Source organism: Paeniglutamicibacter sp. MACA_103, from assembly GCF_045798555.1.
Taxonomy (GTDB): domain Bacteria; phylum Actinomycetota; class Actinomycetes; order Actinomycetales; family Micrococcaceae; genus Paeniglutamicibacter.
Genome location: NZ_JBIXLN010000019.1, coordinates 63,885 through 88,696 on the forward strand (window position 1 = coordinate 63,885; position 24,812 = coordinate 88,696).

A 24,812-nucleotide genomic window follows, 5' to 3' on the forward strand; every position below is an offset into this window, starting at 1 on the left:
CCCCCTCATCGATTACAGGAGAACAGCATGTCCGAAACCACCCACGCCGGAAACGGCATCAGCACTGAGCAGGCCGGGGTCGAACAGGAACTCGTGGACACCGTCCTCGCGTCCTTCGACAAAGCCGAAGACCCGCGCCTGATGGAGGTGATGCAGGCCCTGACCCGGCACCTGCACAACTTCCTCCGCGAGGTCCGCCTCACCGAGGCCGAATGGAACACCGGGATCGATTTCCTGACAGCCGCCGGCCACATCACCGATGACAAACGCCAGGAATTCGTGCTACTTTCGGACGTCCTGGGCGCCTCCATGCAGACCATCGCCATGAACAACCAAGCGTACAAAGGGGCCACCGAGGCCACGGTGTTCGGACCGTTCTTCCTCGAAGACGCCCCCGAAATCCCCCTCGGCGGCGACATCGCCGGCGCCGCCGCCGGCCAGCCCTGCTGGGTAGAAGGCACCGTCACCGACACCTCCGGCAACCCTGTTCCGGGAGCCCGGATCGAAGTCTGGGAAGCCGACGAAGACGGCTTCTACGACGTCCAGTACAGCGACAGCCGCATCGCCGGCAGAGCGCACCTGTTCACCGCCGAAGACGGCTCGTACGCGTTCTGGGGGCTCACGCCCACCCCGTACCCCATCCCCCATGACGGTCCGGTTGGTAAAATGCTCAAGGCCGTCGGCCGCTCTCCCATACGGGCGTCCCATCTGCATTTCATGGTCACGGCTGAAGGCCTGCGCCCCCTCGTGACGCACATCTTCGTCGAGGGAGACCCACAGATCGAGATTGGCGACTCCGTGTTCGGCGTCAAAAACTCGCTGATCAAGAAATTCGAAACACAGCCCGTCGGCACCCCCACTCCTGACGGCCGGGATGTTCACAGCCAGTCCTGGGCACGCACACGCTTTGACATTGTCCTTGCCCCCGGTTCTGATCTGAGATGAGAATACTCAGCCCATCGCGTCATGGGGGGGATCCGGGCAGGGTGTCCGACCCCACCCACTCCTTCGCTGTTCTGTTCTGTGGCCTTGAAACAGGTCGTAGAAGAGCAACGTCTTACCTGCCTTCATGCAGGCGACCTGTATAGCCGTGAACGTCGTCTCCGAACCGACGGGTTTGTTCCTGTGGCCAATCTAAACAGGCGTGCGGCCAGCGATCTTCGTAGGGATATCAGGGTCACGGGACACCTCTGCTTTCACTGACACCACTCCGGTGAGGGGGAAAGGCAGCAGCACGGTCCAGATCTGGGTGGGTAGCTCGGTGGTACCCGGGTGCTGGTCCAGGACGTGGGCCAGGGAGGCGGGATGAAAACGCCTGAATCGGTGCACGGCTTTGTCCGGATTGCGCAGCAACCCTTTGCGGCGACCGCGGATGTTCCCATTCGCAGGTCCAACTATCCTCGTGGATGTTTCACTTACGTCGCCAGCCTACATGGAGGAGCTGTTCGGCCCGGTGCTGGTAGTGATGCCGGCCGACAGCCTCGATGAAGCCATCGCTCTGATCCGAGACCACCGATATGGCAACGGTGCGTCGATCGTGACCAACGACGCTGCCGCGGTGAACCAGTTCGAGCGAGAAGTAACCGCAGGCATGCTCGGCCTCAACGTCGCGATACCTGTCCCCGTCGCGGGCTACGCTGTGCAAGAGTGGAAAGACTCGGTGTTTGGCGTCACCGGCCTCAACAACGCATCTTGGTCCTTTTACACCCGCCCCAAATATGTGACCAGCCGCTGGGAGAACAGCTCGGGCACTGACTTCGGTTTCAATCCGAACTTATAGCCATGGTTATGGACCGATCTTCGGCCGACAACCGCCCACAAAAAACAGAAAGGTGGACTGATCGTGTGAAGGCGATCCTAATAAAACCGACCCAGGGAATCTCTACCCTGGAGCTCGCCGAAATCGATCCTCCGGTGCTAAGTCCTGCAGACATCCGAATCCGGGTCCACGCAGCGTCGGTGAACCGAGCCGATCTCCTCACGCGTTCCGGAGCCCATATCCCATCGACGACAGCAGGACCGCCGGTCGCCGGGCTAGACGCTGCGGGCGAGGTTATCGAGGTAGGCGCTGACGTAACCTCCTTCAAGTGCGGTGATCGCATCATGGCTATGGTCGCTGGCGGGTTGGCCGAGGAAGTCGTTCTACCCGCCGCAATGGCCATAACCGTGCCATCGGCGTGGTCGTGGGTTGAGGGTGCTGCGGCAGTGCTCGGCTTGATGACCGAGTTCAACGCGCTTGCCGTTGCCGGACACATGACAGCAGGTGATACCGTCGTCGTGCACGCCGCCACAAGTGGCGTCGGCACCCAAGCGGTTCAGTTGGCCCGCGAACTTGGTGCTGCTGTGGTTATCGGCACGTCCCGGTCGCCACGCCCAGTTGGGCCGCTAAAGGAGTTGGGGCTCGACCACCTTATAGTCACCTCCGAGAACGACTTCGACGAGGAGATCCTGAGAATAACCGACGGCGTTGGAGCTGATGTGATATTGGATCACGTCGGCGGACCGTACCTCGCGAGCAATATAAGGGCTGCTGCAGTGCGCGGCAGGATTGTTGGCGTCGGCCGTCTTGGCGGGTCCGAGGGAATCCTCGACATGGAAGAGCTTGCTCGAAAACGGCTCGAGATCATCGGCACAACCTTTCGAACGCGAACGCCCGAGGAGAAGATCCAAGTGGTCCGGGATCTATGCGCAGGTGTCAACCTGGATGACGCTGCAGATCGGCTGCGCCCAGTCGTAGATCAGATCTTTCCGTGGACCAGGGCACTGGAGGCACAAGAAGCCCTCAACGCAAGCGACCACATCGGAAAGATTGTGCTTCAGGTCCAGTAAGCAGGACTTGAACTAAATCCACGGAATCACGAATGCAGCTCAGCGCCAGATTACTTGGAACTTCGACAGGATTTCGACTGACGAAAGAAATGCGCTCCTAGGCCGAAGCTATGCAAGGGATTTGCCTCGGAACCGCATGGTTCCGGGGCAAATCCCCATTTTTAGGGACATGCATGTAGTCATCAACACCTCCCGCCGAACCAACAAGGCCAGCATCGAGGTCACCTACCAATTCGCCCTGATACGCCGCACCTTCCGCGAAGACGTAAAGTCCGGCACGAGACCCTAGGCAACATCTCCTACCTGCCCGACTACGCCATCCTGAACCTGCAGGCCTCCCTGAACGGCAAGACCATGGTGGACGCCGACGCTCGGATGCAGGTCCTGCGCACCCTGCCCCACGGCCACATCGACGCGATCACCACCATGGCCCGCGGCCTGCGCTTCGAATCCCTCCTCGGACCCACCTGCCGGAACCGCGACCTCATCATGGGGCTGCTGGCCGCCCGCATCTGCAAGCCGACCTCGAAGCTCGCCACCCTGAACTGGTTCACCAACACCACCCTGGGCGTGGACCTCGGCCCGGTCAGCACCGACGAGCTCTACGCCGCCATGGACTGGCTAGCCGGGCAGCAGCCCCGCATCGAAAAGCAGCTCGCCCGCACCCACCTCGGACCCGAACACAACCCCGGGGGCCTGGCCCTCTTCGACCTGTCCTCCTCGTGGGTCACCGGAACCCACAACCCCCTCGCAAAATTCGGGTACTCCCGGGACAGGAAGCGCGGCTGCGAACAGATCGAATACGGCATGCTCGCCACCCGCGCCGGACTGCCCATCGCGGTGCGCGTCTTCCCCGGAAACACCGCCGACCCGACCGCATTCATCCACATCGCCGAAGAAATCCAGGAGCTCTCCGGCGTCCCGGACCTGGCCATGGTCGCGGGCCCCGGCATGATCACCAACGCCCGGGTCGAGGACCTGAAAAAAGACACGGATCTCGCGTGGGTCACCGCGCTGCGCAACACCGACATCCAGCAGCTCGCCGAGGACGACGGACCGCCGCAGATGAGCCTGTTCGACGAACAGAGCCTCGCCGAAATCACCCACCCGAAATACCCCGGCGAACGGCTCATCGCCTGCCGCAACCCCGCCCTGGCCGCCAAGCGAGCCCACAAACGCACCGCCTTGCTCGAATCGACCGAGGTAATGCTCGAAGCCGTCAAGAAGTCCGCGGACGCCGGTCGGCTCAAGGGTGCCGGGCAGATCGGGGTGAAGGTCGGCAAGGTCGCCGGCAAATACAACATGGCCAAGCACTTCGACTTCACGTTCACCGACACCACATTCACCTACGAACGCAATCAGGAATCCATCCGCCGCGAGGCCGACCTGGACGGCATCTATGTCATCCGCACCAACCTCCCCGACACTGCCATGGACGCCCCCGAGGCGGTGCTCACCTACAAGTCCTTGGCCAATGTCGAGAAGATCTTCAAGACCCTCAAGACCCGTAACCTGGGCATCCGCCCCATTGGCCCCTACACCGAAAACCGGACCCGCGCCCACGTTTTCCGATGCATGCTCGCCGCCCATCTCACCTGGCACCTGCGCACCGCCCTCGCACCACTGACGTTCACCGACTAGAACCGCCCCGTCCCCCGAGAAGCCGGTCGCCAAGGTCGACCGCTCCGCCGCCGCGGCCCACAAGACCAGCACCCGGAAAACCGGGGACGGAACCACCGCCACCAGCTACCAAGAACTCCTGTCCCACCTGGCCACCAGGACCCGGAACACCACCAGCGTCCCGGGCACCGAGAAGACCTTCGAACTGCTGTCCCTGCCCACGCCCCGCCAACAGCGGGCCATGGACCTCATCGACCAGCACACCCGAAACCACAGAAAGTAGCCAGAGAACCGGAAGCAAAAACGCCAGGATCCCCGACAATCCGGGGATCCTGGCGTTCTGTTCAACGTAACTTCTCTAATCGACGCGACGTGCAGATTCCCGGACGAGGGGGCCGAAGGCCTTTGCCTCGATCGGGAACTTGCGTCTAGTGCTGGGTGTCGATCGCCGGGATTGTGATGTAAGAGAGCCGCTCGGGGCCGGAGTGGATGATATGGGTGCCGTGGTTGTCCGCGGGCGGGTTCATGCCAGCCTCACGCCCTGCACGCAAACCGCCCGCCTCAGTCGATTCGAGATCCATGCCAGTGCCCCGGACGTTCCAGCCGGCCACGGTCAACCGCAGTTGCTGACCGGGTTCGAAGTGGTAGGCCCGAGGCGTGAGGCCGATGTCGATCGGGACGACCTCTCCCGGGGTCAACTTCTTGGCTTGCGTGAATGCGTGTACGGGAAGGAAGTCTGTCGAGAGCGCCGGATCGAGCTCGCGCATGGATACCCGTAGGCGCCCCGGTGCGCCGGGGGGCGAGATGGGGTATGCGTCGGCGTGCTCGCGGTGCGGCGCGAGCACGTTGCCTTCGGCATCCAGCTTTTCCACGAGGAGGAAAAGGTCCATGTCCTCGGCATCCTGTGCCTCGACCCAGAGGCGTACTGACATGTAGCCGACGAGTGTCAGGGCCTCGGTGAGGGGGAGAGTGAACGTGGTGGATCCGTCCACACCGGCATAGCTGGATGTTGACGGCTGCTCGGGCGGAGCTGCGGAGAGGAGCCCGCTGCCGGCATGGAGATAGAGCTTCTCGTAGCGGGTCTCCGGGACGGGCCACTCGGCGAACGGCACGTCGACGAGATCCTCGCCGCCTGCGTTGATGATGCACGCCCGGACCCGAGGGGTCTCCTGCCAGCCGTTGTCGATGCCCTTCAGATAGTGGTCGAAGAACCGCAGGACGTCTTGCTGGTAGTAGTCGCTGTACTGGTCGTACCACTCCTGTGTGTTGTTGATCCGCAACCACTTCTCGCTCGAACCCAGTCGCCGGAACGCCTCGGGCCCCCCCATCGAGTGCAGCCCGGTGACACCGTCAACGACAACATAGGCCGGAACGGTGAGGTCGGACAGATCGGGGGTCTTATCCTGCCAGTAGTCGTTGAGTTTGCCCTCGCGCATCGTCATGTCCCCGATCTTCTCGATCGCGCTTGTGTCGCCGGGGATCATGAAGGGAAGGAACCCAAAAAAGCCCGGGTCCGGGATGCCACCCCAACGCAGGTGGGTGCGGAAGGGGTCGTAGATTCCGTTCCATGGGGCGATGGCCGCGAGGTGTGGTGGCTTCGTGGCGGCGATGCCCCACTGTGTGAACGCGAGCCACGAGGCGCCGTAGAGGGCGACCTTGGTGTTGCTCCAGGGCTGCTTGGCCACCCATTCGATGACCTCGTAGCCGTCGTTCGCATCCACCGAACCCCAGTACTGAATGTCGCCACCAGACTTGCCTGCTCCACGGACGTCGGGGTTAACCAGGGCGTAGCCCTTGTCCAGCCAGAAGGCGCCGTCGGCGCCCTCGAACTTCCCCAAGCCCGAGAAGTTCTCCCGCGGTACCCCCCAGGGCGGTTCGGTAGGGAGCGACTTGCCGTAGGCGCTCCAGCTGATGATGGCAGGTAGGTTGGTGTCCTGATCAGCTGGTCTGAGGATGTCAGTGTAGATCACCACACCGTCGCGCAGGGTGATCGGGATGTCTTGCTCCCAGACCACGTCACAGGGCAGGGGCTTCCCACCTTCGATGAGCACCGAGCCGGCTTCCAGGTACCTGGTCTCTCGACCGACCTTGTACCCCTCGGGCAAGGGCGCGGCAGGTCCGAACTCGACGTCCCACTCGGCTGGGTAATCCGACGGTCTCGCGTCGTTGCGGGTTGCGGGGATCATTTCTCCTACTTCCTGAACTGATTGGTGGATTCCTTGGACTGATGGTGCTGGTCTACATGGGCCCGCCGCAGCGACCTCGTGCGTTAGCGCACTCGGTCGGTGTGACGGCGGCGTGAGTTTTACGGCTCAGCTGGCAGCTGAGAGATCCAGTCGATGACGGGTCTGACGATGGCTGCTCTCCCGACAACGTTGTGATGATGCACCGGTTGCATCAGATCATGTCGTTGCCGCTGGCAGTGAAGGGAGGGATGCGCTGGTAGACGTCCCAGTGCTCGACCAGCTTGCCATCAGCGATGCGGAAGATATCCATGAACACGTGTCTCAATGACTCTGGGTCGACGGGATCGGGCTCGTCGGACCAGTGGAATCCGGTGGTCTCGGCTTGCACCCAAACAAGGTCGTCCTCGGCCGACATCCTGCGGACGGTAAGGGTGAATCCCTTGCACATGCTGACGTTGCGGCCGAATTCCAGGAAGCCCTCACGTCCGTTAACGAGCCGCGGATTGTGTTGCGTGTAGTTCTCGGCGTCGCAGTACGTGTCGAACGCGACTTCGGGTCCCTGACTCACAAGCGTGTCCATGAACGACTGCACCAGCCTCTTGTTGTCTTCAATGTTGCTCACAGCGCAGCCTTCCTCAGTTTGATTGACCCACCCGCAGGTGGTGTGTAGTGGGTGCCTAGCGCGTAGTCGGTGACTCTTCCCGCGGGCGCCATTGTTACAGCCCAGCTGGCAGCTGGGAGATCCAGTCGATGACGGGTCTGACAGTCTCGTGCGCGTTGACCTCAAATATCAGTCCGTGGCCGTTTCCGACGATGCCGGAATCCTGCAGGTCGACCCAGATTGCCTTCGCTCCTGCCGTGCTGAGGAAGTCCACCGTCGCAGGGGCGAAATCCCTGAACGGTGAGGCACTGGCCGTGAAGACCGCGATGGGTTTGTCGGTGAAGGATGGAATCTGAAGGTCGGATTGTGAGGCATCACGGACGTCTTCGGCCTGCTGGAATTCGCGGGCGAAGGTGATTGGGGCGGTGGTCAATCCCCAGGCGAGTGCACCGAAAGGGAACTCGGCGAAGGGAGGCCCCATGGGCTCGATCGCTGCCACCGCGACGACGTTGTCCGGCGCCTTGTCCGTAACTAGCCATCCCGCTGGCCCACCAGCCGAATGCGTCACCAACACCGCGGGCCCGATGAGCTCGAGCAGAGACACGATGCGCGTGGCATCGAGCTGTTGCGACGCCGCCAGGTCAGCGGGCAGAGGACCCAGCCCGGCGAGCAGTTGGTCCAGCTCCCGCCCTCCGATCTCTCGGCTGTAGGGCCATTGGGTATGCTCTGCGGCCCGGGCGGGCGGAGCGAAGAGCCCGATAGCTGCTTCGTACGGGAAGGCGGCACCCATCGGACCGATTGCCTCGGGGTTGTACGGCGATCGTCCCATTCCGGGTCGGTCGACCACGTAGGTGGCAAAGCCAGCTGCGACGAAGTGGGCTGCCCATCCCGGTTTGCCATCCAGAGTGAACAGCCACTCCGAACCCTGCCCGCCACCGCCATGCACGAGGACCACCGGGTGAGGCTGAGTGACTATCTCGGGAGCCTCCCAGGTGACATACATGGGGCCACGCTGCACTGTGCCGTGGTCTGTGGCGACGGTGTCCCCGGGGACCCAGAATTGGCCGCGCCGGGATTTGATGAGTGGGCTGTCTGCCAGGTGGGGTGCGGTTGGCGAAGTCATCAGAGACCGGACTTATTGTCGGTGGGCTCGTCGGCGGTCATGCCGAAGCCCATCGGGCACCCTGCCGACGACGTGCCGCTGCCCTGCTCCGTCTTGGCACCGGCGCTGATGGACGAACGCATGATGGGACCCAGTTTCTTGCCCTGTTCCTGCGCTTTGCGCAAGATCTTCTCGACAGCAGATTCCTTCGGTGAGGGCATCAGTTGTGTGCCGACGAGAACGACGCGCATATAGTTCTTGGCAACCGCTCGCCAGAACGGGGTCGGCTTCTGGATGCCGTTGCACTCGAACTGTCCCTCGTGCCAGAAAGTGCTCACCAGGGCATCGGCGAGGGGACGAGGAAGAAGCTTGTTACGCTGTGCATACTTGTCCAGCACCGCTTGGTGACAGGCCTTCGTATTTGCGTCCGAGGTCCACGGCTGGGACTCATACTCATGGACGAAAGCGACGAAGTCTTCGAAGGTCTGGAGCTGGGGCATGACATTGCTCAGCGGCCCACCATCAATGTAAGTGAAGGACTCTGCTAGCTTGCGTCCCCACACAGCGCGGGCCTCACGCTCCTTTGCGTCGATTTTCGGCAGGCCCAGATAGTCTTCGGCGAGAATCGAGAGGCCCGCGACTTCCCAGGCGATGACATAGATCCACAACGGCAGATCGTCGAACGCAGAAGGGTAGATCTTCTGATACTTGGCGTGCAGCGCATTGATGATGTCCACCGAACGCTTGGTCTCCGGCGAGTCGGGGCCGAACTCGTTCCACACCAAGAAGTGGTCAGTGGTGTCATCGAAGCGGTTGTTGGCTGTGGTGACCAACTTGCCGGTGCCTTCACGGTTGATCGCCACGGCGCTGTGCCCGGTGGTGGCACGACACATGATCGATGTGAACGCCCAGTCCAAGATGAAATCGTTGACGTGGAAAAGCGTGCCCAGCTTGACGATCTCGGTGTAGTCCCGCTGCGGATCCAGCGTCGCGATACGACGCTTGATCCAGCGTGGGCCTTTGCGGACCTCGGTTGGCGGGTTGAGGGGTTTCAAGGCTGTGAGTGTCATTTTTTATCCCTTCGTGAAGTGCATTCGGCAAGTGGTGAGTTGGTGAGGTGCGTCGTAAGTGCACGGGGGCAAGGTCGGGCTAGATCGGGTAGTGTCGATCCCCGGTTTGGATGGTGATCCAGCGCAGTTCGGTGAACTCCTCGAGGGAGGCCTTCGAACCGAACCGGCCCCATCCGCTGGCACCGACACCTCCGAAGGGCATTTGAGGTTCGTCATGGACGGTGGGTCCGTTGATGTGGCAGATACCCGAACGAATCTGCTGGGCGACTTGCAACCCGGTGCTGGTGTTCTCTGTGAAGACCGCGGCGGAGAGCCCGTATTGGCTGTCGTTCGCGCTTGCGATTGCCGCCTCAACGCCGTCGACTTCGATGATGGACACGACAGGTCCAAAGGATTCCTCGGCGTAGATGCGCATCTCGCTGGTGACGCCTCGCAGCACAGTGGGCCGGACGTAGAGGCCTTCGTAGGTGCCGCCACAGACAACACTTGCGCCCTTGGCCTTGGCATCTTCGATCAAGCCGATGACATGGTCACGTGCGCCGGCGTGGACCAACGGTCCAAGTTGCGAGCTAGGATCTTCCGGAGCCCCGACGGTCAGACGTGAGGCGCGGGCAACGAGCTTGTCGGTGAACGCGTTGGCGACCGCGGTGTCCACGATCAGGCGCTCAGTGGACATGCAGATTTCACCTTGATTCATGAAGGCCCCGAAGTTGGCTGCCGCGGCGGCTTTCTCAAGGTCTGCGTCGGCGAGAACCACCATCGGCGCCTTCCCTCCGAGCTCGAGCACCACGCGCTTGAGGTGGCGGCCAGCGATCTCACCGATGACTCGCCCAATCTTCGTGGAACCGGTGAAATTCACCCTCGCCGTGGACGGGTGTGAGATCAGTGCCTCGACCACCTCGGCGGCATCTTCCGGGGCGTTCGAAATCAAATTGATCACCCCGGCCGGCACACCTGCGTCGATGAAGGTCCGCACGATCATGGCCTGAGTCAGCGGTGCCTGCTCCGAGGCCTTGAGTACTACGGTGTTGCCGAATGCCAGCGGCATGACGACGGCTCGCACCCCGAGGATCAGGGGCGCATTCCACGGAGCGATTCCGATCACGACGCCAGCTGGCTGGCGGACACCCATGGCGAACAGCCCAGGGACATCGGAAGGAATCGTGTCTCCGATCATCGCGTAGGTCTGTGCTGCTGCCTCCTGCACCATCCCGGTCGCGACGTGAACATTGAATCCGGCCCACGGAGCCGTCGCGCCGATCTCCCGTCCCATCAACGGAACGAGCTCATTGGCACGCTCCTCCAACAACGCAGCCGCACGCTGCAGGATCGCTCGACGTTCGCCCGGGGACACCGCGGTCCACTCGGGCAGCGCCAAGGCGGCAGCGTCGACGGCTCCGCGGGCGTCGGATACGGACGCGGCAGCGACGTGGGCAATCGGTTCGCCCGTAACTGCCTCGGTAGTGGTGAAATAACGACCCCCTTCTGGGGTGGTTTGCAGTCCACCGATGAAGAGGTCGGAAGTTATGATTTCCTGGCGGGTCGCAGAGTCCGACGTGATCGACGGCATCTAGATCTCCTCTCGTTGCTGCGGCGATGCAGCATCCTGTGTGAAAATGAGTATGTTTGAGACAACGCCATGGGGACAACGGCGATAGTCGTTGAATGAACATCTGGCAGTGGATGTCCAAGGGACGTTTTGCTTGCCGTTACCGCACACCAGCACGGGGACTCCAGCCCAGTCGCCGCGAGATTCCCAATCCAGAGGTCAATACCGAGGCTGCGATCGCTCGGGGGTTGACCGTCCCCGTCCGGAACACCACGGACAGCGCCGCGATGACACGTCCTTCAGCATCCATAATCCGTGTTGCCACCGAGTCCGCACCTGGTGAAGTCTCTTCACGAACCGTCGCCACGCCGGACTCCCGGCACTCGGCCAGCACCTGGCGCAGCTGGCCAGGGTCGGTGATGGTGTTCGCCGTTCGACGGCGTAGGCCCCCCTCGATGTAGCGGTCTATGAACTCCGGTTCGGTGTGGGCGAGCAATATTTTTCCGATACCCGAGCTGTGCAGCGGCAGGCGCCCGCCAACATGTGAGACGACACGGATCGCCTGCGGAGCAGATAGGCGCTCAACAACGACCGCTTCGTTCCCTTCGAGCACGGCCAGCTGTACGTGCTCTCGCACGGCAGTGCGGAGATCTTCCATGAATGGAAGGGCTGCTGTTCTCAGTGGCACGGTTCGTGGTGCGAGTGTTCCCAGCTGCCACAATCGGACACCGATCACGTAGCCGTCACGTTCTCGTTCAAGCACCCCGCCGACCACCAGCTCGTTGACCAAACGTCTGGTCGTTGCGTATGACACGCCGGTCGATCTGGATATGTCTGTCAGCGTGAGACGTGCGCGACCAGGTTGGAAGACGAAAAGCACTTCGAGTAGGCGCGAACTCACACTGCGCCCGGGCTGACTGCTTAGTGGCATATCTCTATCCTTCGAAGTGCTCGGTCACCATCGGCGCATTCGCTGCAACATGGCTGGTGGCGGCAAGTCGAATGGCCCCCAGCAGGTTTTCTTGAGGGGAAACTGCTTGATTTGTTGTGGCACGCAGTCCTGGGAAGCCGGCGGTGCGGTTGGCGGGACTATTGCCCTGCCTGGCACCGCCGGCCGTTCAGGATCGCTGGATGAGGTCAGGCGTTGTGGCTGACTGGCGTGAACAGCCGCTCGGGATGGTCGGCTCGGTGCGGAAAGTCATCGAATCGTCGATCGTCCGATTTAGCGCGGATTCTCAACCACCGGCACCTTGAGGTATGAAAGGTATCCCGGCCCGGTATGGATGATGTGATTGCCGCTGTTCTCCGCACGTGGGGTTTCGGCGGACAACCGGGCCCCGAGCAGTGCCTTGTCCGTCAGAGCGTGAGCGTCGACACCGGTACCGCGGACGTTGTAGCCGGCCACGGTCAACCGCAGCTGCTGGCCAGCCTCCACGAAGTACGACCTTGGCGTGAGGCCGATGTCGACCGGGACGATTTGTCCAGGAGCCAACTTCTGGTGGCGGCGGAACGCCTGTACCGGCACGAAGTCGGTCGAAAGCTCCGCATCGAGCTCGCGTAGCGACACCCGCAGGCGCCCCGGGGCCCCGGGAGGTGAGACGGGGTAGGCGTCGGCGAATTCCCGATGCGGGGCGAGCAGGTTCCCGTCGGCGTCGAGCTTTTCGACGAGGAGGAACAAGTCCATGTCCTCGGCATCCTGCGCCTCGACCCACAACCTCGCGGACATATACCCAAGCAGGGTCGTGTCCTGGTCAAACTTGATCGTGAACGTGGCCGCACCATCCACACCGGGGTAGCTGACCGATGAAACGTCCGCAGGCGGGGCCGTTGACAAACTCTCGGTGCCGGCGTCTAGATACAGTTCGTTGTAGCGTGTTTCATTCACCGGCCACTGCGTGTACGGCACGTCCACGAAGTCCTCACCGCCTGCATTGATGATGCACGCCCGAACCCGAGGAGTTTCCTCCCAACCGTTGTCGATATCCTTCAGGTATCGGTCGAAGAACCGCAAGACATCTTCCTGGTAGTAAAGGGTGTACTGGTCGTTCCATTCATGGGTGTTGTTGATCCGGAACCACTTGTTCTCTGAGCCCAGGCGCCGGAACGCTTCGGAGGCACCGAAAGAATGCAGCCCCGTGATCCCGTCCATGACGACATAGGCCGGAACCGTGACATCCGAAAGGTCCGGGGTCTTATCCTCCCAGTACTCGTTCAGCAGCGGCTCCCGGAGGCTCATGTCTCCGATCCGCTCGATGGAACTGGTATCACCGGGAACCATAAAGGGAACGAAGTCGAAGAACCCGGGATCGGGAATGCCTCCCCACAGCATATGACTGCGATAGATGTCGTACATTCCGTTCCAGGGCGCGATCGCCGCGAGATGCGGAGGCTTCGTGGCCGCAATGCCCCACTGCGACATCGCCAGCCACGACGCCCCATAAAATGCGACCTTACCGCTGCTCCACGACTGCTCTGCCGCCCACTCCACGACGTCGTAGCCATCGTTGGATTCGACAGAACCCCAGAAATGGATGTCACCGCCAGACTTACCAACTCCGCGAGCATCCGGATTTACAAGGGCATACCCGTGATCCAACCAGAAGGCGGCATCCGCGCCCTCGAACTTCCCCAAACCCGAGAAGTTCTCCGTCGGCACCCCCCAGGGCACGGCGGGGAACCCAGGCAACGACTTTCCATAGGGGCTCCAGTTGACGATGGCTGGCAGGTCCTTGTCCTGATCTGCCGGGCGCAGCACATCGGTATAGATCACCACTCCATCGCGCAGCGTTACCGGGATGTCATGCTCCCAGACGACATCGCATGGCAGCGGCTTACCTCCGGGGATGAATACCGTCCCTGCCTCCAGGCGCGTCGTCTCACGACCGACCTGATACCCCTCCGGGAGCGGTGTCGCAGGCCCAAACTCGACCTTCCATTCCGCCGGGTACGCCGAAGGCCGTTCCCCGTCTTGACGCTTGACACTCGCGGTTGCATCTTCGCGAACCAAATTATTCATCTCTCCTGCTTTCGTATTTACGGACCTCAACGAAACCAACTTGCCCAATCGGTACAAAAACTCACCAGGTCTGCGACCGGGACGGATGTGGGGATTTGCACCTATCGGTGCCCACTGCGCCTCTTCTGTCGAGTTTGTGCCGAGGAGTTGCTAGTCAAACTACATTGATTAACTGGTCCGGTTCTTGCGCCGATTGCGCAAGATATGTTCCAAGTCACATTTGCGCATGCGACTTCGGCGCAAGTCGCCCGCCCCGGCTCAACTGAATAGAATTCTGGATCTGCCGTTGAGCGTCGCATCGTTTGGTGATGCATCGGCATCATGGGTGACGATGATGCTGCCTTGTTCCAAAAGCTCATCGGCGGCGTCAGCGTGACGACCGCACCCGCGGTCCCGACCGGCGGGCAGTCCTTGCCGCAACCCTGTCGTCGGGGCGCCGTTGCCGTGCCGGCCGGTTCGAAAAAGGCTGATCCGTTCCCCGACCATGCCGGTTCCACCCGCAGCGGCTCCTTCCCCCGGTGGTGGGCATGGACACCGGACCATAAAAGCGGAGCGCGCACGATGATGATCTTGGGCGGCCCCGAGCAGAGTGCGGCGGCATTGCTATCAGGCGGAATACCGTGCCCGGACTGTTCGGCACGGCTACGCGCCCATGACAACGCCCACACGCGTACCATGCGGGGCCCGGGCGATGAGCGGCTGACGGTGCAGCCACGGCGAGCCCACTGTGCTGGCTATGGACGCACCCGGGTACTGTTGCCGGCCGCGTTGCCTGTGCCCGATCCGAGACTCTCGAGGTCATCGGGACCGCGCTGGCGGCCAATGCTGATGGCAGCGGATACCGGAGGATCGCCGCCCGGCTGGACCTGCCCGGCTCGACGGTGCGCCTGGTGCCATAAAAGCAGGCCCACTGGCTGTACGAGCAAGGGGTGCAGCATGCATTCCCTCTCAATCCCGACTTCTTGGTCCGTCCCAAGCGGCGGCAGAGCCAGCTCGGCTGGAGCTTGATTATCCTGGCCGGTGCCACACTGGACCGTCAGCAACAGGTGGACCACGATATGCCGCGCTGGAGCCTCATTGAGCTCTTCACCCGCGGAATCTGCTGAGTCCGGCACTGCTCACCTGAAAATCCGACTTGATTGCGTCCTGTTGTGACTTAAAATGGCGTCACTGTGATGACGACACCGATGGCAATTTCCAAGTGCCCGGCAGCGTGCCGACCACCGCGCCATGACGAACACCAAACCCAGCAAATCCATCGTCTTCCAAGGCGACTCCGCCATCGTCAAACTGCACGCTCGGTAACACCTGCCCTGTGCGCCCTCTCAGAATCCCATCGTCACGAAAGTGGGAGAAGGCCTGTTGCAGGCTTGGCCGAGAATTTACAGTTGCGATGGGCCTCCTCCGCTAGGGCGCCGTAGCCGACAGCGCTGCAGAATAGTCCTCAATTTTGCATGAGCGTGAACCCAGCGCCGTCTTGGGCATGTGGCACGGCTGCTCCGTGGTCAAGTCATGCCCCGTTTAAACGGGACCCGGGGTGTCTTACGGCGGTGCTCGATGATGTCGTAGGAGCGTATTCGTGGAGCAGGAGGGCGGTCCAGGTCTCGAGTTGCCGCTCGTCCACCGGACGCCCAAGGATTTCGGAGGCTCGGCCGAGACGATAGGTGACAGTGTTCCTAGCGAGGTGAAGCTTTGCCGCGGTCGCATTTGGGCTGTGGTTCTCTAAATACGTACGCAGAGTCAGCCGCAGATCCGCGGTCTTGCGATCTGACTTTGTCAGATCCCCTAATTCCCACGAGACGAACTCAGCCGCCACTTCTGGCTCCTTCAGGAGGATGCTGAGGAGGCTTACGTCGTCATACGACCAAGGTGAGGGCCCCGTTCCTCTGTGCAGTTGCGCTATGCGGTGGACCTCGAGGGCCTGCTCATGCGTAGTTCGGAAACCGGCCGGTCCATACCCCAGTCGGCCGACCGCGATCTTTGGGCCCGTCGACTGCGGTTCAAGCCGGACATCAAGCTGGGTCGATGAATTACCCCACGCCCACGAGGTCATGAGGCCACGGGGCACTATCAGGGTCTGGGTGGCACCCAGTACGGCTAGCGCACGCTGCGCTGTCTCGACAAGGAGCGCATCGGAGCTGTCGGGGCTCTCCTTGTAGACGGCAATGCCAACGTGATACCGGTGCGCGATATCGTAGGCGAGCCGGTTACTTACCTCGCCCATATTCGACTCATCCCCCTTGAGGACGCCCTCAAGTGCCTTGGCGCGCGCCGCATACACCGAGGCACCCCAGGTCCGTTCAGCCGATTCGAAGGCTGGTCCGACCTCGCTGACGAGACCATCAACATACTCAAACAAGACCCGGGAAATGAGCTGCATCTGCTCGGCGCAGTCTGTTGACGGTATGAGGTCGCGGCAGGCGTTCATAAGACGGTCCGCCACGAATGCGTGGCCCTGACGAACCTGGGCGAGTAGTTGCGCTACGGGGATGCGTCGCTGGATAAGATCCTCGATGTATCTGTCCCCATCAGCGTTCATGAAGGGTGGGACGGCTTTCCCTCGATATAGACATTCCAAAATTTTCAGAAACCCCGATTCGACTCCGAGGCGTTGGACGGTCTTCAAGCTGGAACCACCGAGCAAGCCGGCTGATCCTGTCACAGGATTCAGTGCCGCGTCCGCAGCAACGCGAACAGCCCAGTTAACGGCGTCCTTCCCCACCAGATCACGGACAGGAGCAACGGTTGACTCTGTACAAACGGGCAACAAAACCTCGTCGTCTGGGACGCTGAGAGCTCGAACCCAAGAAGTGGAGCCCGGCATGTCACTCCGCCCGACTGCGGCTCGGTGGCCAATTACGGCAGAGGGTGGGATATCGCGGGGACCGTAACCCTTTCTGTAGAAAGCGAGGCTGGGTCGCTATGGTGTCACGCCTTGAAAGGTGCATAACTTGCCATACCGATGGACGCGGGAGAGATTGGCATGTGTAGAAGGGCACTAAATCTCCTATTGAGAGGGTGATACGCGACTTCCGGGGCGGTGGGGGTTTTGCCAAGTTCAACAGAAACAGCCATATTCATGTCCTTTCATTGTTACGGAGTAACACAAACCCATTGCATGGGCAGCGGGCGTGCCAAGACGGCCACGAGTGGGAGTCAACGGTCAACAACCGATCCCATGGCCAGGGCTGCCCCTTCTGCTCTGAAGGCCGAGGGTCAAGCGCGGGAAATCCGGCCACGTCTACTTCCTTGAGCACAAAGCATACCGATCCTTCAAGATCGGTATCACCAACGTCGGCACCAACCGCCTCGACTTCTTCAAGGCTGACGAGTGGACTTTCCTAAATCTTGCATTTTTCAGCGGAGGAAGTCACACACTGGCAGTTGGAGGTGCCATCAAGCGTTGGTGGTGGGTGGATCTCGGCTTGCCCACGTGGCTCGGGCCTGAGGACATGGTCCGCACGAGCGGGTGGACCGAAACGGTTAGTTCCGACGAACTCACCGCGTTGGAATGCATCGCCCGGATTCGATCGGAAGCAGAGCTGGTCCGAAACGTCTCGGCGCCACCCCGCACCGTTGAGAGCCTCCTGCTCTCCGCAACTCACTGCCCAGCCGCTTCATTCAGCCGGAGTTCAAATCTCTACTTGGGGGAAGTAGCCTGCCTGGTCCGGCGCTGTCGGCCACACATCCGGCGACTGCGGGTGCGTGGTTTCGTCGTAGGCGTGGAACGGCCCATCTGGGCTGGTGAGCCTGTCCATCAGCGGGTAGGGGTGGCGTACTGGTAACGGCCGTTACCCGTACCAAGGCCCGCGCAACGGGGGTTGCGCCGGGAACACCACACTGACAGCATGAAACCGGTGACGGACCTTGAGAAATACCTCAGAGCCTACGACGAGCAGCTGCGCACCGAGGCCGAAACTCCCAGCGCGATCCGGGTCTCGCGGCTGGGCACCCTGCGCCTGGTGACCTTCGCCGGAGGGCGAGGCTTCATTACCTACCGGGATCTGGGATCCCTTGACGAATTCGGAATCGCCACCCTCGTCGGCCGGGCGCTCGACTACTTCCGCAAGGATCCGACGATCGCCGGCGTCGAGTGGAAGAGCCGGGGACACGACCATGCACCGGGGCTGCACGAGGCGCTGCTGGCCCACGGCTTCCTTCCCGGGGAACCCGAGTCGATCATGATCGGTGCCCTGGAGGGGTTGTGCGCCGATGTCCCGACCCCCGACGGGGTGGACCTGCGGCGCATCGGAAGCGATCCCGACGTCCGCGCCATGAGCGAGATGGTCGATGAGGCATTCGGCGTGTCCGCCAACACCCGCCTGGCCGAGGCACTTATCAACCGCCTGGCGCGCAACGACGGCATGGAGCTGTGGGTGGCGGAGACCGACGGGCGCATGGTCGGCGCCGGCCGGCTCGAGCCCGTGCCCGACACCGACTTTGTCGGCATCTGGGGCGGGGCCACCCTCCGGGCCTACCGCGGGCGCGGCATCTACCGCGCCCTGACGGCGGCACGGGCGCGGTCGGCACTGGCGGCCGGCAAGAAACTGGTCCACAGCGACTCGACGGAATACTCCCGTCCCATCCTGGAGCGCTCCGGCATGCTCAAGGTCTCGACGACCACGCCCTACACCTGGACCCGCTGAACCTCGGGTCCGTGCCGCCCGGCTACGCCTTTTTCGACGCGCCGATTGCCCAGACCCGCGGCAGCGCCGCGCCGTTGACGGCATGGTCCCCCACCAGGCGGGCCTTGTAGACCCAGGGGTTGTGGTTGCCCGCGGTGCGGGCGTTGCGCCAATGGCGGTCCAGGTTCTTGGTGGTGCTGGTGGCCGAGGCCGCCAGCGCATCGAAGGCGTGGGTCACGGCATTGAGGACCAGCGGGGTCAGGGCCACCTGGGCCTGGGCCGAGGCCAGTTCCGCGGCGTCGTTGGCCGCCTCGTCCTCCTGCTCCGAAACGTCCCCGGCGTGCAGCGCGACGGCGGTTTCGTAGGCGCGTTCCAGGGAAGTCGCCACGCGTTCCACCGCGCCGGCCGCGACGAATGCCGCCGCGGAGACCTCGCCGACGATTTGCAGGAGCTGCGGGTCCTCGCCGGCCACGTTGGCCGCGGCGTGGCTAAAGGTGCGCTTGCGCGCGGCAAGCTCTGCGGCGAACTCGCGCTCGACGGCGCGCGCCGTTCCCGCCAGCACCGCCAGCAGCACCTCCTGGTAGAAGGCGGTCTGGTACTTGAACCGGGTGTCGAACTCGATGAGGTTCTCCGCGGTCACCACGGCATCGGTGAACGTGGAGGTCCCGGTGCCGGTGGTGCGCTGGCCGAATCCGTCCCAATCGTCCTCGAGCTGCACGCCGGGCTGGTGGGCGTTGACGGCGGCGATGACCCGGGTGCCGGTGTCGGTGCGCTGGGCGTAGGTGTCGATCCAGTCGGCGAAGGTCGACCCGGTCGAGTAGTACTTGGTCCCGTTGACCACGAACCCGCCGTTGCCGTCGGGGCTGACCTTGGTGTTCACCTCGCCCACGGTCACGGTCCCGATCTCGGTCCAGGAGTTTCCGACCAGCTCGCCGGCCGCAAAACGCGCCAGCCATGCATCGCGCCCGGCCCCCGGTGCGGCGACCAGCCGGTCCTCCACGAAGGCGAAGTGCGCGCGCAGCGCCTGGGTGATGTTGGGGTCCGCCGCCGCAAGTTCGGTCAGCAATTCGAAGAGCTCGGGCAGCGTGGCCCCTGCCCCGCCATGGGATTCGGGTACGCGCACCGCACCGAACCCGGCGGCGGCCAATGCCGCAACCTGCTCGCGGGGAAGTGACTGGGTGCGGTCGCGCTCCGAGGCGCCGGCGGCGATATCGGCGAAGAGCGGGGCGAAGCGTGCGGAAAGCTGCTCGAGCCGGCTGCGGTTCAGGGACGTCGTGGTCATGGGTGTGCTCCTGGTCGTGTCGACGAATGGATCGAAATGGTTTGGGGATCCGGCACCAAGCACGATCCTTCGACAATTTCGGTGGCGAAGAAATCGACTTAAGCGATTGCCCGTGGGCATGGAAATTCCGGTCCGTGGGTGAAATCGCGAGATCTCCATCGTTCCTGGCTGAAGCACTATCAACGGATTGCTCCGTCAACTTGCTGCGGCGTCAACAAGCCAGGTCTCTCGGCCGCTCTGGATGGGTACACTTCGATTCAAACAGCCGCAATAAGCCGATGAAACCCGGACGTCACACGTCGACCAACGATCGACATGTGACGTCGCCCAGGGTCTTGTTTGGCGTCATATTGGGTCGAATGGGATGCCCCTCAACGGCATCCGGTCATGCCACGCAAAGATTCTTCACCCTTGGACACCAATTTGGAACGTGGCTCCTGCATGTGAACCCAACACCGGGCTCCGGCGAATGCGCAAGTGGACTGCCAAATTACTTGTCTGTTCTTGGGCTCAGGTCCGGCCAACGAATCTAGAATTGAGATACGGATTAAGGACCCGGTGATGACCATGAAAAACATAATTCCCCGCCCGGAATACACCCCGGGAAGAACCCCAAGGATGGGTCCGGCCGCCTTGCATGGTTCGGCGTCAAGCCCCGGACTCCCAAATCTGGCCGGTGCCCAGATCCCGGGACCCGGTACCAAGCATCTCCTTTACGGCGAGGACGGCAGGCTGCCCGACGCGGCAGCCGGTCCTTGGGAGCTTGAAGGCCACTTGGGTTCCAGTGGCGGGCTCCGCACCTTCTTGCGCAAAATCTTTGGACGCTGATGGTCCTGCAAGATAGCCAATAACCTGCTCCGCGAATGTTGGATTGAACAACTCGGATCCATACCTTCGGGGAGCAGGTCGTATCACCACGTCGGTATTGGGTCCATTCATGGTGCAGGTATTCCCGACGGCCCACCGAATCGCTCCCTCCCACTCGCATGCCCCCGTCACGTAAACCACTTGCTTCCGGCTCGTCTGGTTACATGTACCGAGGGACGAGCCTGGAAAGGGACGAGCAAATACATGGCCAAGGAATCCACGGACGCGGTGGGCGCGATACCCGACCCGGTGCTCCGCTCGATCGGCTTCCTGGCGTTCTTCGACCGCTTCGCCACACCACCCATGCTCGTCGCCTTGGCCATGTTCACGGTTCTTTCGCTGGCCCAGGCAGTTCAGTTGGTCGCTGTCTATGCGCTTTTCTACGCATTCGGGCAACCTTTGTGGGGCTTGCTCAGCGACCGGTTCGGTCGGCTGACCGTCTTGCGCATGGCACTGGTTGGGGCCTTGCTCGGGTCGGTCGCAAGCACGCTGTTCATCACCTACGTGCCGCTTCTCGTCGTCAGGGCCTTCACCGGCTTCATGTTCGGTGCCCTCTATCCGACATTGCTCACGCTGCTGGGCGACACCCGGACGGGGACGGACCGTGCAAGGGGGCTCTCGGACCTGCAGATCTATTCCTCCCTGGGAGCGACCCTGGCCACCTTGGGCGCCGGAGCCGTCGCGACTTTCGTGGATTGGCGGCTGGTCTTCGGGCTGCCCGCGCTGGGGGCCGGGGCAATCCTGCTGGCGTTGGCCCGGGTCTCGGCTCCTTCGGTGGTTCGCGGCCGTTTCGAACTGCGGCGGGCGTTTACCGGGGCGGCGGTTGGCCTCTATGTCATTGCCCTGGTGGAAGGCATGGTGTTGCTCGGCGCGCTGACCTACATCGTGCCTGCGCTGCAGCACTCCGGCGTGGGGATCGGCGTGGCCGGGTTGTTGGCCACCGGCTATGCCGTGGGAGTGATTCTCGGGGCACGGGCGATGAAGATCTTGGTGCACCGCTTATCCCGGACCCGGCTGATTTGTGCCGGCGGCTCGGTATTGACGCTGGCTTGCGGGATCTCCATGCTTTGGCCGGTGCCGGCGGTGGTCACCACGACCGCGACCTTGATCGGGGTGGCCAACGCCGTCATGCACTCGTCCATGCAGGGCTGGGCCACCGATGTCGCGCCGCAGGCCCGCGCGACGACGGTTTCGTTGTTCGCCGCTTCGCTGTTCCTGGGTGGTTCGCTGGGGAACTTCGCCACGGCGGCGCTGGCCGAAGCGGGATCCTACGCCGCCATCTTCGGATACGGTCTGCTGCTCAGCGCCGCGCTGACCATGGCCGCGTCGATCGGCCACGGGGCCTGGGGGCGCCGCCACTCGGGACCAGACGCCCACGCGGGATAGCGAGCGAATACGCCGCAAACGAGCGCCAATGTCGAGGCACTCGCCGCCACAAACTTGGTGCCTTCAAATACTGGCAGCTAGACAAGTCCTTCCCACCATCGGCGGAACAACGACCGTGTTAGCGGATCGATTCGTTCGTCGAAATTCCTGAGCAAGTCCAGCCTCCCGTCAGGGAATTGGTCCATCAGGACCTTCAATTTTTCGTTAGATTGAGCGCTTCCAATTGCTGAAGACCAAATTTTCCATGTCTTATCAGATATGTATCCTTGTTGGCGCATATCAAGTTCATCCTCGCAAAGCATCAGATAGTCCATGAACGCCCTGGCATTGATCTCGTCGAGGGGGAAATCCGTGTCACCCCTCATGAAACTGTCAGGGAGCCTCGCGGAAATCGACCAGTACCTCTCAACATACATGCGCTCAAAATCTCGATGCCGGGCGTTTCGATCCCCTACTAGTTGCAGTAAAACCACACCGATTCCTATGGCGCCCAAGATTGTAAGCACATTCGCTAGGAAGACAATCCAGTCCGCCCAATCCCATAAACTAGCTGGTTCCACAGGACCACCCCTTTCGGTTCAACATTCCGCAATAATTCTAGTCAGGCGAAAATTCTATTTTTTCGCCACAGCGGTCAAGCATTATCAATCCCGTGGGGATTCTCCATTCGTTCTTGGCTCGGAATAACGGTTTCAAGGGCATGATCACGCTCGTTTCGGTGCCGGAACAGCCGCGCAAACCGCTCGTGAATTTTGGCCTGTGGGAAGTTCAGCCGGTTTTGGGCGAGTCGTCGCATGCCGGATCACTGACAGACCCGGGATGGCGGCTCCCCATTCACCCACGCTTGGAATGTTGGAGGTGCCGACGAACTGGTCGGCAGGTATTCCCCCCATACCCGGAGGTACGTCGTGCAGTCGTTCACCCAACCGCCCAAGAAAAACTCTTTCCGACCCCTCGGCCTCACCGCCGCAACCCTGGCCATCCTTGCCGCAACCACCTTGGTCTCCCCCTCCGCCAGCGCAGCCCCTGACGCAAGCGACTGGGACGCAGCCGCCTACCGCGGTGCCGTCGATGTCGTGAAGCCGGTCGGCGACACCGCCGAGCAGGCGATCGATGGAATCGTATTCGACGACAAGAACAAGAACTCCAAGCAGGACGCCAACGAGCGCGGCGTCAACGGCGTGACCGTATCGAACGGACGCGAGGTCACAAAGACCGATTCGAAGGGCCGCTACGAGCTGCCTGCCTTCGAGAACATGAGCGTGTTCGTCACCCAGCCGCGCGGTTACCAGGTGCCTGTCGACGAAAACAACGTCGCCCAGTTCTCCTACCACCACCTGCCCGAAGGCTCCCCGGAGCTGAAGTTCGGCGGCATCGCCCCGACCGGTGCCCTGCCGGCGGCCGTGAACTTCCCGCTGGCCAAGAGCAAGCTGACCCAGTCCCCCGAGCAGCACTGCCTGATCGGCGGCGACATCCAGACCTACACCCGGGACGAGGTCGAATACGCACGCAACGGCGCCTTCGCCGACCTGGCCCAGCGCACCGACTACGAGGGCTGCGGCGCGCTGTTCATCGGGGACGTGGTCGGCGACGACCTGTCCTTCTACCCACAGACCCGCGAACTGACCAGCGTGCTGAACGGACCGGCGCGTTTCCTGCCCGGCAACCACGACCTGGACTATGACGCGACCACCAGCGAGCACGCGTTCGACACCTTCAAGGCCAACCTCGGCCCGGAGTACTACTCCTACGACGCCGGCACGGCCCACGTGGTCGCACTGAACACCGTCGAGTACCCGACCAAGCAGCCCGCCGCCATGGGCGACTACACCGGTTCCCTGGACGAGCAGCAGCTTCAGTGGCTGCGCAACGACATCGCCCAGGTGCCGATGAACAAGGTCATCGTGCTGGCCGCACACATCCCGCTGCTGGACTTCGCCGACCAGGGAAGCTCCAAGCACCAGGTCGCCCAGGTCGCCGAGATCTACGAACTGCTGAAGGGCCGCGAGGTCGTGGCATTGGGCGGACACACCCACAGCATCGAGAACTTGCGCGAAGGGGACCGGCTTGAAGGCTGGAACAGCCTCTTCGGGATCGACGGGCTGCCCTTCACCCACATCACCGCCGGCGCCATTTCCGGCGACTGGTACTCCGGACGCGACTCCGAGAGCGGCTACCCGCTGGCCCTGCAGCGCGACGGCGGACGCCCGGGCGTGCTGACCCTTGACATCAAGAACACCGAGGTCATCGAACGCTTCACCGTCCGCGGCGAGGACGACTCCGTGCAGATGGCGCTGGGGTTGAACACCCCGGCCTACCGCGACTGGTACGCCGCGAACCTTTCCAACAAGGGCAAGGCCCCCGGGTTCGAGAGCCCGCTTTCCGTACCGAAGTCCGATCTGGCCAACAACACCTGGCTGACCACCAACTTCTGGATGGGTTCCACCGGCTCCACCGTCAAGGTGAGCATCGACGGCGCGGCCTCCACCGAGGCAACCCGCACCCAGGCAATGGCGGGCGAAGCCCCGCTGGTCGGCGCCGAGTTCTCCGACCCGGTGGCCGCACAGGAGCAGCTGGTCAACGGCGGCAGCCTCGCGGACCGCTCCATGCACCTGTGGCGCCTGGAGCTGCCCTCCGGCCTCGCCGTCGGCGAGCACACCGCGGAGGTCACCGCGACCG

18 protein-coding genes are annotated in these 24,812 nt (G+C 62.5%); 8 read left to right on the top strand and 10 right to left on the bottom strand.

What is annotated here, in order from left to right:
* Positions 1 to 27 precede the first annotated feature (27 nt).
* The 4 genes from ACIPVK_RS10870 (at position 28) to ACIPVK_RS10885 (ending at position 4,470) form a co-directional block, all read left to right on the top strand.
* Positions 28 to 945, top strand: a complete 918-nt coding sequence (locus ACIPVK_RS10870; RefSeq protein WP_407611993.1) for a dioxygenase — start codon at positions 28 to 30, stop codon at positions 943 to 945.
* 427 nt (positions 946 to 1,372) lie between these two features.
* A complete protein-coding gene (locus tag ACIPVK_RS10875) occupies positions 1,373 to 1,780 on the top strand; it encodes an aldehyde dehydrogenase family protein (protein ID WP_407611994.1) in 408 nt (135 codons plus the stop codon).
* 65 nt (positions 1,781 to 1,845) lie between these two features.
* The gene (locus tag ACIPVK_RS10880) at positions 1,846 to 2,829 is read left to right on the top strand and encodes a zinc-binding dehydrogenase (RefSeq protein WP_407611995.1); all 984 of its coding nucleotides are present in this window, start codon (positions 1,846 to 1,848) and stop codon (positions 2,827 to 2,829) included.
* A gap of 354 nt (positions 2,830 to 3,183) precedes the next feature.
* Positions 3,184 to 4,470 (top strand): IS1634 family transposase, encoded by a 1,287-nt coding sequence (locus ACIPVK_RS10885; RefSeq protein WP_407611996.1) that lies wholly within the window; start codon positions 3,184 to 3,186, stop codon positions 4,468 to 4,470.
* A gap of 407 nt (positions 4,471 to 4,877) precedes the next feature.
* On the opposite strand, the gene ACIPVK_RS10890 is transcribed toward ACIPVK_RS10885, so the two are convergent.
* The 8 genes from ACIPVK_RS10890 to ACIPVK_RS10925 all read right to left on the bottom strand — a co-directional run bounded on the left by ACIPVK_RS10890 (position 4,878) and on the right by ACIPVK_RS10925 (position 16,599).
* Complete coding sequence (locus ACIPVK_RS10890) at positions 4,878 to 6,635, bottom strand: CocE/NonD family hydrolase (protein ID WP_407611997.1); 1,758 nt, start codon at positions 6,633 to 6,635, stop codon at positions 4,878 to 4,880.
* A 211-nt stretch (positions 6,636 to 6,846) separates the two neighbouring features.
* On the bottom strand, positions 6,847 to 7,257 hold the full coding sequence (locus ACIPVK_RS10895; RefSeq protein WP_407611998.1) for a nuclear transport factor 2 family protein: 411 nt from the start codon (positions 7,255 to 7,257) through the stop codon (positions 6,847 to 6,849).
* Between the two features lie 94 nt (positions 7,258 to 7,351).
* Positions 7,352 to 8,239 (bottom strand): alpha/beta fold hydrolase, encoded by an 888-nt coding sequence (locus tag ACIPVK_RS10900; RefSeq protein ID WP_407611999.1) that lies wholly within the window; start codon positions 8,237 to 8,239, stop codon positions 7,352 to 7,354.
* 119 nt (positions 8,240 to 8,358) lie between these two features.
* A complete protein-coding gene (locus ACIPVK_RS10905) occupies positions 8,359 to 9,408 on the bottom strand; it encodes a hypothetical protein (RefSeq protein ID WP_407612000.1) in 1,050 nt (349 codons plus the stop codon).
* A 79-nt stretch (positions 9,409 to 9,487) separates the two neighbouring features.
* Complete coding sequence (locus ACIPVK_RS10910) at positions 9,488 to 10,978, bottom strand: aldehyde dehydrogenase (RefSeq protein WP_407612001.1); 1,491 nt, start codon at positions 10,976 to 10,978, stop codon at positions 9,488 to 9,490.
* Positions 10,979 to 11,117: 139 nt separating this feature from the next.
* A complete protein-coding gene (locus ACIPVK_RS10915; RefSeq protein WP_407612002.1) occupies positions 11,118 to 11,888 on the bottom strand; it encodes an IclR family transcriptional regulator in 771 nt (256 codons plus the stop codon).
* Positions 11,889 to 12,179: 291 nt separating this feature from the next.
* A complete protein-coding gene (locus ACIPVK_RS10920) occupies positions 12,180 to 13,973 on the bottom strand; it encodes a CocE/NonD family hydrolase (RefSeq protein ID WP_407612003.1) in 1,794 nt (597 codons plus the stop codon).
* 1,510 nt (positions 13,974 to 15,483) lie between these two features.
* Complete coding sequence (locus ACIPVK_RS10925; protein ID WP_407612004.1) at positions 15,484 to 16,599, bottom strand: PucR family transcriptional regulator; 1,116 nt, start codon at positions 16,597 to 16,599, stop codon at positions 15,484 to 15,486.
* A gap of 392 nt (positions 16,600 to 16,991) precedes the next feature.
* On the opposite strand from ACIPVK_RS10925, the gene ACIPVK_RS10930 reads away from it, so the two are divergent.
* Together ACIPVK_RS10930 and ACIPVK_RS10935 are read left to right on the top strand one after the other, a co-directional pair.
* Entirely contained in the window at positions 16,992 to 17,318 is a 327-nt protein-coding gene (locus tag ACIPVK_RS10930; protein ID WP_407612005.1) for a zinc-ribbon domain-containing protein, read from the top strand.
* A gap of 503 nt (positions 17,319 to 17,821) precedes the next feature.
* Entirely contained in the window at positions 17,822 to 18,619 is a 798-nt protein-coding gene (locus ACIPVK_RS10935) for a GNAT family N-acetyltransferase (RefSeq protein WP_407612006.1), read from the top strand.
* A 22-nt stretch (positions 18,620 to 18,641) separates the two neighbouring features.
* On the opposite strand, the gene ACIPVK_RS10940 is transcribed toward ACIPVK_RS10935, so the two are convergent.
* Positions 18,642 to 19,880, bottom strand: a complete 1,239-nt coding sequence (locus ACIPVK_RS10940; RefSeq protein WP_407612007.1) for an acyl-CoA dehydrogenase family protein — start codon at positions 19,878 to 19,880, stop codon at positions 18,642 to 18,644.
* A gap of 1,071 nt (positions 19,881 to 20,951) precedes the next feature.
* Between ACIPVK_RS10940 and ACIPVK_RS10945 the strand changes: the two genes are divergently transcribed.
* A complete protein-coding gene (locus ACIPVK_RS10945) occupies positions 20,952 to 22,133 on the top strand; it encodes an MFS transporter (protein WP_407612008.1) in 1,182 nt (393 codons plus the stop codon).
* 77 nt (positions 22,134 to 22,210) lie between these two features.
* On the opposite strand, the gene ACIPVK_RS10950 is transcribed toward ACIPVK_RS10945, so the two are convergent.
* Positions 22,211 to 22,606 (bottom strand): hypothetical protein, encoded by a 396-nt coding sequence (locus ACIPVK_RS10950; RefSeq protein ID WP_407612009.1) that lies wholly within the window; start codon positions 22,604 to 22,606, stop codon positions 22,211 to 22,213.
* 435 nt (positions 22,607 to 23,041) lie between these two features.
* Between ACIPVK_RS10950 and ACIPVK_RS10955 the strand changes: the two genes are divergently transcribed.
* A partial coding sequence (locus ACIPVK_RS10955) for a calcineurin-like phosphoesterase C-terminal domain-containing protein (protein WP_407612010.1) occupies positions 23,042 to 24,812 on the top strand: 1,771 nt, incomplete at its 3' end.